General features: G+C 45.1%; 10 protein-coding genes. 4 read left to right on the top strand and 6 right to left on the bottom strand.

The genetic code is table 11. From position 1 onward, the window contains the following. Positions 1 to 2: 2 nt before the first annotated feature. Positions 3 to 2309 carry an ACP S-malonyltransferase gene (gene fabD / locus HAP68_RS06995; protein ID WP_024085253.1) on the bottom strand — a complete coding sequence of 769 codons (2307 nt, stop codon included), beginning with the start codon at positions 2307 to 2309 and terminating at the stop codon, positions 3 to 5. 466 nt (positions 2310 to 2775) lie between these two features. Next, positions 2776 to 3414, bottom strand: a complete 639-nt coding sequence (locus HAP68_RS06990) for a YkyA family protein (protein WP_024085252.1) — start codon at positions 3412 to 3414, stop codon at positions 2776 to 2778. 246 nt (positions 3415 to 3660) lie between these two features. On the opposite strand from HAP68_RS06990, the gene HAP68_RS06985 reads away from it, so the two are divergent. Together HAP68_RS06985 and def are read left to right on the top strand one after the other, a co-directional pair. Beyond that, entirely contained in the window at positions 3661 to 3834 is a 174-nt protein-coding gene (locus HAP68_RS06985; protein WP_003154542.1) for a YjcZ family sporulation protein, read from the top strand. 112 nt (positions 3835 to 3946) lie between these two features. Further along, the gene (gene def / locus HAP68_RS06980; protein ID WP_003154544.1) at positions 3947 to 4501 is read left to right on the top strand and encodes a peptide deformylase; all 555 of its coding nucleotides are present in this window, start codon (positions 3947 to 3949) and stop codon (positions 4499 to 4501) included. 33 nt (positions 4502 to 4534) lie between these two features. On the opposite strand, the gene HAP68_RS06975 is transcribed toward def, so the two are convergent. Beyond that, entirely contained in the window at positions 4535 to 5308 is a 774-nt protein-coding gene (locus HAP68_RS06975) for a Cof-type HAD-IIB family hydrolase (RefSeq protein ID WP_003154546.1), read from the bottom strand. Between the two features lie 354 nt (positions 5309 to 5662). Here HAP68_RS06975 and HAP68_RS06970 point away from each other — a divergent pair, with 354 nt between their 5' ends. Continuing rightward, a complete protein-coding gene (locus HAP68_RS06970; protein ID WP_003154548.1) occupies positions 5663 to 5872 on the top strand; it encodes a DNA-dependent RNA polymerase subunit epsilon in 210 nt (69 codons plus the stop codon). 5 nt (positions 5873 to 5877) lie between these two features. Then, positions 5878 to 7545, top strand: coding sequence for a ribonuclease J1 (gene rnjA / locus HAP68_RS06965; protein ID WP_003154550.1), 1668 nt, complete (start codon positions 5878 to 5880; stop codon positions 7543 to 7545). Positions 7546 to 7577: 32 nt separating this feature from the next. Here the strand turns inward: rnjA and ade are convergent, their stop codons facing one another. The 3 genes from ade to HAP68_RS06950 form a co-directional block, all read right to left on the bottom strand. Further along, positions 7578 to 9311, bottom strand: a complete 1734-nt coding sequence (gene ade, locus HAP68_RS06960) for an adenine deaminase (RefSeq protein WP_024085251.1) — start codon at positions 9309 to 9311, stop codon at positions 7578 to 7580. 148 nt (positions 9312 to 9459) lie between these two features. Continuing rightward, positions 9460 to 10125, bottom strand: coding sequence for a Ktr system potassium transporter KtrC (gene ktrC / locus HAP68_RS06955; protein WP_003154554.1), 666 nt, complete (start codon positions 10123 to 10125; stop codon positions 9460 to 9462). Positions 10126 to 10165: 40 nt separating this feature from the next. Further along, positions 10166 to 10993 (bottom strand): gamma-glutamylcyclotransferase family protein, encoded by an 828-nt coding sequence (locus HAP68_RS06950; RefSeq protein WP_024085250.1) that lies wholly within the window; start codon positions 10991 to 10993, stop codon positions 10166 to 10168.

Genomic DNA, 10993 nt, shown 5'->3' with positions numbered 1-10993 from the left:
TTTTAGTGTAGAAATAACGTATCCAATCTGCGTCTTAGCAGACTTTCGGTCTCATTCATCATTTTTTCACCAATGTCATCGACATGTCTGTTTCTCCATGATTCCAACTCCGTGCCCTTTACCCAATGGTTAAAAGCGCCTAAAGACGGGCCGCAATGAACTTGGAAATTCACCTTTTGTTCTTCCTCCCCTTCCAAAGCAAGCAGACATCCTCTCTGCAAATACCACTTAAATAGTAACAGCATCTTATATTTTTGATTGCGCTCCGCTTTTTGGGCCAGGTTCGGCTGTTTTTCTATTATGCTTTCGTAGATTTCATCAAAAGTCTTATTAAAATAAACATTTTCGAGCTGAATCTTTGTCTCTTCATCTATCTCACTCAAAGACTCATATTGTTGGTAGATTTGAAATAATTTATTTGCCCTGACCGGAAACAGCGTGCCCTTTTTCAGCACCTGAACCTTTGTTCCGAACTCAAACAGAGTCTCCGAAGGCGCATAAGCAGTATCGCATATTTCTGTCTCACTCAGCATTTCTTTAACAAAACCGCTTGTTGCGGCTTCAACTGTACATTGATTAATGGATCCCGTCATAATAAAATCAGCGCCCATTAAAAAAGCAGACGCCGCAGACTCGGGAGTTCCGATTCCTCCCGCGGCCCCGACTCTGATCTTCCTTGCGTATTTATGTGTTTCCATCATTTCATCCCGCAGGTTAACAAAAAACGGCAGCATCGCCGTCAATGAGCCCTGTTCGGTATTACTGCCGCAATCTGCTTCAATAATGATATCGTCTGCTGACGGAACACGGCTGAGCCACTCCGCCTGCTCTTCCGTCAGCATACCGTGCTGACACATTCTCTTTACGATACTTTGGGGAGGCGGACTCAGAAATGCGGCCGCAACTTCCGGCCGTGAAACTTTGGCAATGATCCGATTATGAGGTATGACCCTGCCGCTTTTGTCCATCTTCAACTGATGCGCTTTGTAATAAATTAATGGCGCGCTGACGGAAAGATACGAAGACGCTTCTATTACCCGTACGTCATGCTTGATATATAAATCTATCAATTCCTTTTCTCTATCTTGATGATCCGGCTCAAATCGCAGATTCATTCCGTAGGGCTGGCCATTTTTGAGTGTCTCCTTAATAGAAATAAGGGCCTGTTCAATTTCCCTTATAGTTAAACCCGCTGTGCCAAAGAACCCCAGCATTCCTTTCTTCCCGAGGCGGATCAGCATTTCAGCGGAAGAGATCCCTCTATGCATCGCACCTGCCAAATACGCGTATGTCAAACCGTAATCTTCTTTGAAAGATTGATCACCCAATCGGGACACCGGTGAAGCCGCAACGCTTTCTATATTTTCGGCCATGAGGCCCTTCTCTTTCCCGCTTTCGGAATTGTCCTTGTTCCCTTCAGAAAACAAGAGACTGTCTTTTGGCGCACTAATATTAAGCGGTTCCTCATCTCTTTGTATGGTTTGAATTAATTTAGTCAGAATGTTTCCGGGACCGATCTCTTCAAACACAGTGACGCCTTGTCCCATTAAGTACCTGATGCTTTCAGTCCATTTCACCGAGTTTGTTATTTGTTCAATTAAATTCCGTTTGATATCTTCTTGTTTATAAGGTCTTGCCGTATAGTTAGAGATGACCGGGAAATTCAATTCAGAAAAATGAAACTCCTCGATAAATTCCGCAAATTCACGCTGTGCACTTTCCATGAAACGAGAATGAAAAGCTCCGCCGACTTGCAATACGATATAAGCTTTCGCCCCTTCTTTTTCAAAAAAAGAGGCTGCACGCTTTATCTCTTCTGCAGCCCCTGCTATCACAATTTGTGAAGATGTATTGTAATTGGCGATATCTATTTGGCCGAATTCATACTTTTGAAGTATTTTTTTTATGTGATGCTCATCCAGTCCGATCACGGCAGCCATTCCGCCCTCGGAAGCCTCACTCATTAACTCGCCTCTTTTAGCAACCAGCCGGAGACCTGTTTCAAAATTAAAAACACCGGCCGCAAAAAGCGCAGTATATTCACCCAGACTATGTCCTGCAACAGCATCAGGGCGAGTATGACCTTCTTTTAAACCCTTTAAATATTGCAGTGCGCTCACTGTATAAATTGCAGGTTGTGTATACTTCGTATCAGTGAGCCTCTCTTTTTCATCTGAAAGGCATAAATCCTTTATGGAGTATCCTAAAATATGATCTGCCTTTTTAATGAGCTCACTGAATTCATCGAATAAGTCTCTGCCCATTCCTTTAAACTGCGCTCCCTGTCCGGGAAAGACGTAAGCAAGCATTTGTTTTCCTCCTTGTTCCGTATTTCTGCCGTTTCTTTTCGTTCCGATTGTGATTTGTTTAACATTTTTCACTTCAATTTTTAAAATTGTCATTTACTCTAAGCACCCGGCACCATTACTTAATAAGCATTACGAAGCAAAATAAAAAAACCTTTATGCCGGATAAAGGTTTAAAAGCAAAAAGCATGTACAAAGATCATATTGCCGCAAATAATAGATAGAATTTTCTGATAATTAAAACCGCATTTTCATTCTGTTTTTTATATATCAATATAATAAAAACATCCCAACGTGCCGAAACAACGATTGGTTTTATGTGAATATTTCCCTAAATAAATACTATACCATGATTTACATGTTGTCAATGGGAAACACACGTATATACCAATTCTTCAGCCGCCATTTACAGGCGGCTGAACTCGGTTGTTATCAGTTCATCAGCCCATGCCGATATGCCTTCACTATACTATTCGCGGAATAATAGTTCTTTCTCTTTGTTGTAGTCTTTAGTAAATTGATTGAACTCATCTGCTTGTTTATGCACTTTTTCGTAAACTGAGTTTACTTTGCCGATTTGCTCTTCCAGCTGCGATAATGTGAGCTTTTTATCTTTAATCAGTTTATAAAGGTCCTTATCAAGTGAAATGGCTTTTTCGTACTTTTTGTACAAAAGATCATAAGATGCATACCTTTTTTCCATTAAAGCGACAGCATGCCCGGCTTTTTCTTTTACTTTCTTATCCTTTATTTCTTGAGAAGTTTTTTTTGCGGATTCAAATGCTTTTTTTGAATCATCAATACTGTCTTTTTCTGCTTTCAGATGTTTTTTTCGCTGATTTGCATTGCTCAGAGCCTGATCAGACAGTGTGACGATTTTCTTGTAATCATCCATATTCAATTTAACCGCGCTGTCGTAAAGCTTATGCTCTTTTTTCTCCAATTTTCCCAATGTTTTCTGCTCTTTTTGAAACGGTTTTTCCGCTTGAACGGCTTTTTCCATCGAGTCATGAAGCGATTCAACCGGATCTTTTCCCCCGCAGCCCGCAAGCAGCATACTTGCGGCGCCGAGCGCTCCGATTCCTGCTAATACCTTTTTTTGAATCATATTCACTTAAAATCCCCCAATCTTGACAATTTCCACTATAGAAGCCCGAACGCTTTTTGACAATAGCTGAGCTGTAATTGGCATGACCGGGTAAAAAGACGCTTACGGTGCTGTCAAAGAATACTTGCGTAAAAAATTGAGAAAACAGGGCGGATGACCATACATCTTTTTGGCTTTTACATAGTTTATAGTAGACGCCGGCCCTGCTGACAAAGGGTCAGCGTAATTAAAAGAGGAGGTTTTTTTATGTACGGATATGGATTTGGCGGCGGATTTGGCGGCGGTTGCTGCGGCGGATACGGTTATGGCGGTTACGGTTATGGCTGCGGCGGCGGATACGGCCGCACATTCGCATTAATCGTCGTATTGTTTATCTTATTAATCATCGTCGGTGCCGCTTATTTAGGCTGCGGCTGCTGACCTTATACACCATGAAAATCGGCCGGCCTGCTTTGGCCGGCCAATTGTTTCGTTGCGCCGCGATAAAGAAATTCGCTATAATTTACATATTAAGCTTTAGGAGTGAAGTTTCTTGATTACTATGGAAAATATTGTACGCGACGGACATCCCGCGCTCAGAGAGATCGCTGAAGAGGTTCAGCTTCCCGCTTCCGACGAAGAAAAACAGCATCTTGCTGATATGATTGAGTTTGTGAAAAACAGCCAAAATCCTGAATTAGCCGAGAAATACAAGCTTCGTCCGGGCGTCGGTCTTGCCGCTCCGCAAACAGACGTAAAAAAACGGATGATCGCCGTCCATGCAGAAGATGCGAAAGGCACTTTATACAGCTATGCTCTTTTTAACCCTAAAATCGTCAGCCACTCAGTGGAAAAAAGCTACTTGACGAGCGGAGAAGGCTGCCTGTCGGTAGACGAACCCATTCCCGGCTATGTGCCGCGCTACGCCCGCATCCGCGTAAAGGCGGTGACGCTTGAAGGAGAACAGATTGACATCCGCCTCAAAGGTTTTCCGGCCATCGTGTTTCAGCACGAAATCGATCATCTGAACGGCGTGATGTTTTACGATCATATCGATAAAGAAAATCCGTTCAAAGAACCTGAAAACGCCATTGCCATTGACCGTTAAAAAAACCGGCACTTCCCAAAGTGCCGGTTTTCTTTATTTCAAAAGGCCCAGTTCTTTGACGGCCCAGCTGATTCCCTCTTCATCCACCGGCTTTGTGACGAAATCGGCGGCAGCTTTTAATTCCGGAACCGCATTTCCCATCGCCACCCCGGTGCCGGCAAAACGGATCATCTCAAGGTCATTTAGTCCGTCGCCGAATGCATAAGTGTCACTTACGCCGTACGGAAGCCGCTCAAGCACTCTTTTAATGCCTTCCGCTTTTGAACCGCCTTTCGGAAGCACATCCGTTGACAATTCATGCCAGCGGACGTAATCAAACTCCGGAAAAGCGGCATATGCTTTTTCTTCATGTCCGCGGCAGAATAAAAGCAGCTGATAAATTTCCTTTCCTTTATAAAATGTTTCATCAACTTCGGGATAAGGCGCTTTCAGACTGCCGATACCTTCCGAGACGTGCGGATGTCCGGGGACGGTCGTTTTCATCGTGTCTTCCGCCATAAATACGACGGGGTGCTCCCCTTCTGCCGCCTGCTTTAATAAACGCGCAACCGCATCTTCAGGAAGCGGATTTTTATAAATGACCTCACCTTCAAATACGACATACTGGCCGTTGTATGAAATAAATGATTCAATCTCAAGCTCTTCCAGAATCGGTTTTACCATAAACGGGGACCTTCCGCTGGCGATAAAAACGTGATGTCCAGCCTCTTTAAGCGCCGTCACGGCGTTTCTTGCGCTATCGGGAATATGTTTATCATGGTCATAGATCGTGCCGTCAATATCAAAAAAGATCAGTTTTGGTTTCATGTCAATTTCTCCTTTTTCCCGTTTATCAGTCGTGTCTTTTTCAATATCATCATACAGAAAGTTTTTCTTCCGGAAAACCGCCTTGACGAAATTCCAGTTTTACCCACGAAAACAAATTCATTTTTTCCGCATACTACTGCTATAAAGGGCTTTAAAGGAGGTATACGATGCTGCGCCGATTACGGAAGAAACTCAGAAGACAGTGGGGCGGAATGCTCCGGAAAAAAGTCATCGCATAGAAGGGATCTTTCGGTTTTTGAAAGTCCCTTTTTTGCTCGAGACTTTCCTTATAATCCGTTTTCGAATATAATAGAATAAGCGAGTCTAACATACGGCATTTAAGGAGAGATTTGGATGATTTATAAGGTATTTTATCAAGAGAAGGCTGACGAAGTACCTGTTCGGGAAAAAACAGATTCACTTTACATTGAGGGCGTTTCAGAACGGGACGTCAGAACGAAACTGAAAGATCAGAAATACAACATTGAATTTGTTCAGCCTGTGGACGGTGCTTTTTTAGAATATGAGAAGCAGAGCGAAAATTTTAAAGTATTGGAGTTATGAGCGGAATGAAATTTGTAAAAAATGACCAGACTGCCGTTTTCGCCCTCGGCGGATTGGGCGAGATCGGGAAAAATACGTACGGGGTGCAGTTTCAGGATGAAATTGTACTGATTGATGCGGGAATCAAGTTCCCGGAAGATGAACTTCTCGGCATTGATTACGTAATCCCCGATTACACGTATTTAGTAAAAAATGAAGATAAAATTAAAGGTCTGTTTATCACCCACGGTCATGAAGACCATATCGGCGGTATTCCGTACCTGCTCAGACAAGTAAATATTCCCGTTTACGGCGGTAAACTCGCGATCGGCTTACTTCGGAATAAACTTGAAGAGCACGGGCTGTTAAGACAGACCAAATTAAACATCATCGGTGAAGACGACATCGTGAAGTTCCGCAAGACGTCTGTATCCTTCTTCAGAACGACACACAGCATTCCGGATTCATACGGAATCGTCGTCAAAACACCGCCGGGCAATATCGTACATACCGGGGACTTTAAGTTCGATTTCACACCGGTAGGCGAACCGGCCAACTTGACAAAGATGGCTGAAATCGGGAAAGAAGGCGTTTTGTGCCTGCTTTCTGACAGTACAAACAGTGAGGTGCCTGATTTCACCATGTCAGAACGCCGCGTAGGCGAAAGCATTCACGATATTTTCCGAAAAGTGGACGGCAGAATTATATTTGCGACATTCGCTTCGAATATACACCGTCTTCAGCAGGTGATTGAAGCAGCCGTTTTAAACGGCAGAAAAGTTGCCGTATTCGGACGCAGTATGGAATCGGCTATTGAAATCGGACAAAATCTCGGTTACATTACCTGTCCTAAAAATACGTTTATTGAGCATAACGAAATCAATCGTATGCCTGCCAATAAGGTAACGATTTTATGTACGGGGAGCCAAGGTGAACCGATGGCGGCGTTATCACGAATCGCTAACGGGACGCACCGGCAGATTTCCATTAATCCCGGAGATACGGTCGTCTTTTCTTCCTCTCCGATACCCGGAAACACAATCAGCGTAAGCCGCACCATCAACCAGCTGTACCGTGCGGGCGCAGAAGTCATTCACGGTTCATTGAATGACATTCATACATCCGGACACGGCGGACAGGAAGAGCAGAAATTAATGCTCCGCCTGATCAAACCGAAGTTCTTTATGCCGATTCACGGTGAGTACAGAATGCAGAAAATGCACGTCAAACTCGCGACTGATTGCGGCATACCTGAAGAAAACTGCTTTATCATGGATAATGGCGAAGTGCTGGCCCTCAAAGGCGAAGAAGCCGCTGTGGCAGGCAAAATTCCGTCAGGCTCCGTTTACATTGACGGAAGCGGAATCGGTGATATCGGCAATATCGTGCTCCGCGACCGCCGCATTCTTTCAGAAGAAGGCCTTGTTATCGTTGTTGTCAGCATCAATATGGACGACTTTAAGGTTTCGGCGGGACCTGATTTAATCTCAAGAGGTTTTGTATATATGAGAGAATCCGGTGATTTGATCAATGACGCGCAGCAGCTCATTTCGAACCATCTGGAGAAAGTAATGGATCGGAAAACAACGCAGTGGTCCGAAATTAAAAACGAAATTACCGATACGCTTGCTCCGTTCCTATACGAAAAAACAAAACGCCGCCCGATGATCCTTCCGATCATTATGGAGGTCTAAAAAAAACTGCACTCATTACGAGTGCAGTTTTTTTATTGCAGCGGAATATGCTGAAAGGCTTTGACATCAAACAGACCGGCCGCCGTCATTTTGATATCCGGAATCACCGGAAGGGCTAAAAACGATAAGGTGAGAAACGGATTGAAATCACCGGTGAATCCGAGCAGAGGAAGCTTTTCATGAAGCACGCCCAAGCTGTCATTAACCCATTCCGCCGACTTATCAGACAAAAGCCCGGCGATCGGAAGCGGAACGGAGTGAAGCAATTCTCCGTTTTTCACGGCTGTTAATCCGCCCCCGGTGTCACGGAGCCTGTTGATTGCTTTTGCCAAATCGGCATCGTTTGTACCGACGGCGATGATATTATGGGAATCGTGAGAAATGGTTGTGGCGATGGCGCCTTCTTTTAACCCGAACCCTTGTACAATCCCGAGTCCTATCATTTTTTCGCCGCTGTGCCGCTCTGCGACGGCGATTTTTAATAAATCATTATCTGTATCAGGACGAAACGCGTCAGCAGACGGTGCAGGCACTTCTTTTTTTCTCGTCTCCAAATGATTCGGTATCATTTCGATTACATTCATTTTCCTGCCCTCTTGAATCGGTATATGAAAATCCGATTCAGTCAGCGGCGCTTTCAGCCGCACTGTATCCAACAGTGCCTGGTCCGGCGAATAGGAACCGGCAGACTGTTCATAAACCGTCCGTCCGTTCTCGGCAACGGTCCGGCCGGCGACCATGGTCTTCGTGACGGCAGCCTCCCGTACATCTGAAATGAACAGCAGATCTGCGTCAAAACCCGGCGCTACCGCCCCTTTTGTTTCAAGGCCGTAGCACTCAGCCGCATTTAAGCTGGCGAGCTGATACGCAAGGAATGGATCAAGTCCCGCCTTTATCGCCATTTTGACTTGGTGGTTCACACTTCCTTCTGAAAGCAGATCATCTACATGCTTATCATCCGTACAAAAGAAAAAGCGGCGCGCGTTTTTTTCATTCACCGCCGGCAGCACATTGAGCGTATTTTTTGCCACCGATCCTTCGCGCAGCATGACGTACATTCCCCGTCTGATTCTGTCCAGCGCTTCTTCTTTTGTCGTCACTTCATGATCATTTGACACCATTGCGGTTCTATATATATTGATGATATCTGAAGACAGTCCGGCTAAATGCCCGTCGATCCGCTTTCCGTGACGCTTGGCATCAAGCAGTTTCTGAAGCATATCCTCTTCACCTTCCGCAACAGACACATAATCCATTACTTCCGCAAGCCCGAGCACCTCTTTCTCCTGATAAAAAGGCTTTAAATCCTCGGCTTTTAATACAGCTCCTGAGCGTTCAAAGCTAGCGGCGGGAACACAGGAAGGAAGCATGAAACGGATGTTCAGCGGCGCCTTTTTCGCCTGCTCTATCATAAATGAAATGCCTTTTGCTCCGGAAACGTTCGCAATTTCGTGAGGATCAGTAATGACAGTAGTCACTCCGTGAGGGAGGACGGCTTTAGCAAATTCAATCGGAGTAACCATAGAGGACTCGATATGAACATGTCCGTCAATAAAGCCCGGAACGATCATTTGGCCTTCTGCATCAATGACTTCTTCCCCTTCATATTCCCCCAGCCCGACGATCACTCCGCCCGTAATGGCGATATCTGCAGAAATCCATTCCTGGTTAAATACATCCATGATTTTTCCGTTTTTAATGACGGTATCGGCTTTTTGTCTGCCGGCTGATGCATTCAGCCGTTCAGCCAGTGTTTCTTTGTTCAAAATGCGGCCTCCTCTTTTTCTTTATATGGTACAATATGCTATCGGATCGCCTGATCATAGTCAATAAAAATTGCAGAATATACCGCTTACATGATAAATGTCTTTCTATTCTGACATAATAAAAGACCGTCCTTTTACGGACGGCTTTTCACTTTGTATGAAGCACTCTTTTTTCAAATCGGGAAATGTCCGTAAGAGAGCCGATAACGATGAGAATATCTTCTTTTTGGATCATTTCAGTCGCCAGCGGAGATACGATCACTTCTTTTTCTCTCTTGATGGCCACGATATTAATGCCGTACTTCGCCCGGATGTCCAGATCAAGCAGTGTGTTGCCCGCAAGCCTGCTGTTGGCCACGATCTCCACAATGCTGTGTTCGTCGGACAGCTCCAAATAATCAAGCACATTATTTGATACGATGTTGTGGGCGATGCGTTTTGCCATGTCACGTTCAGGGTGGACGATGTGATCGGCCCCGATTTTCGCAAGCACTTTCTCATGATAATCGTTCTGCGCTTTAACCGTGATCGTGTTCACGCCGAGTTCCTTTAAAATCAGCGTCGTTAAAATGCTCGCCTGTATATTTTCGCCGATTGCCACAATGACGTGGTCAAAGTTGCGCAGCCCCAAGTTTTTCAGCACCGATTCATCGGTTGAATCGCCGATGACCGCGTGTGATGCGATTTTGGCGTATTCATTTACTTTATCTTCATCAATATCCATCGCCATGACCTCAAGGCCTTCTTCACTTAATGCTTTGCAAATACTTCCGCCGAAGCGTCCGAGACCGATAACGGCAAACTCTTTTCTCATAACAGTACTCCTTTAAACAATATCTCTAATAGGAATAGTATCACATTTTCGGCAATGAGTTCATATAGCGTTTAAGCTTTTCTGAAAAGGCGGGTGATAAATACAGGTCCGCTCCGCGTTCGATTTCTTCCTGATAGTGACCCGGAGGCGCAATTTCCTCAGCTTTATCAAGAACCAGAAACGTCAGGACGCCTCTGTATACACGGCCGCCGGCACACACTTCTATGAACGCGGGACGGTATGTGTGATTATCAACACCTTCTCTTTTGTACAGATAGGTTGCCGCTTCAAACGGGAGCTTGTACAGCACGCCTTCAGTTCGTCCCCCGTCTTCAACAAGATCGGCTCTGGAACCGTCAGGACGCCTTAACGTGAATCTCGTCGAATACCCTTCAACAACCGCCCCTCCGACCGGCTCGGCAAAGAAGTGGTCGACCCCCGCCTGTTTAAACCGGGCATTGTCCATACAGGAGCCGTAAGCGAAATAATAAACCGGACTGTCATCCTCCCGTTTCATAAAACGGTATTCTTTCCAGTCTCCGCTTTTGATACGGCTGAATGAGGCACACTGGCCGGGCTTTACGACATATGCGAAGGCGGTTTTATTCCCGGCATCCGTCGTCACGGCAACCTCTTTCCGGTCAAAATCAGCATAATACATATCCAGCTTACGGATCATCTGATGATCTGTTTCATACAATTCCCCGTACACAAAAGCTGTTTCTGCTAAAGACGCCGCAGGCTGACCTTTATCCGTTTCGTACAGCACACCGTTTATCGCGGCCTGCTCGCACACACACGGAGCGCCTTTCAGCAGTTCATGGTTTCTTTCACGCTTCCGTAACAAACCGTATACAAAAAGAAGCAA

It is taken from the genome of Bacillus sp. Bvel1, from assembly GCF_014872755.1.
Classification (GTDB): domain Bacteria; phylum Bacillota; class Bacilli; order Bacillales; family Bacillaceae; genus Bacillus; species Bacillus velezensis.
Note: the sequence above shows the minus strand (reverse complement) of the source record. Positions and strands in the feature narration are given on the sequence as shown.

Excerpts from the sequence above, each read along its gene's own strand:
- fabD (WP_024085253.1), bottom strand. The coding sequence starts at position 2,309 with ATGCTTGCTTACGTCTTTCCCGGACAGGGAGCGCAGTTTAAAGGAATG.
- HAP68_RS06990 (WP_024085252.1), bottom strand. The coding sequence starts at position 3,414 with ATGATTCAAAAAAAGGTATTAGCAGGAATCGGAGCGCTCGGCGCCGCA.
- HAP68_RS06985 (WP_003154542.1), top strand. The coding sequence starts at position 3,661 with ATGTACGGATATGGATTTGGCGGCGGATTTGGCGGCGGTTGCTGCGGC.
- HAP68_RS06975 (WP_003154546.1), bottom strand. The coding sequence starts at position 5,308 with ATGAAACCAAAACTGATCTTTTTTGATATTGACGGCACGATCTATGAC.
- HAP68_RS06970 (WP_003154548.1), top strand. The coding sequence starts at position 5,663 with ATGATTTATAAGGTATTTTATCAAGAGAAGGCTGACGAAGTACCTGTT.
- rnjA (WP_003154550.1), top strand. The coding sequence starts at position 5,878 with ATGAAATTTGTAAAAAATGACCAGACTGCCGTTTTCGCCCTCGGCGGA.
- ktrC (WP_003154554.1), bottom strand. The coding sequence starts at position 10,125 with ATGAGAAAAGAGTTTGCCGTTATCGGTCTCGGACGCTTCGGCGGAAGT.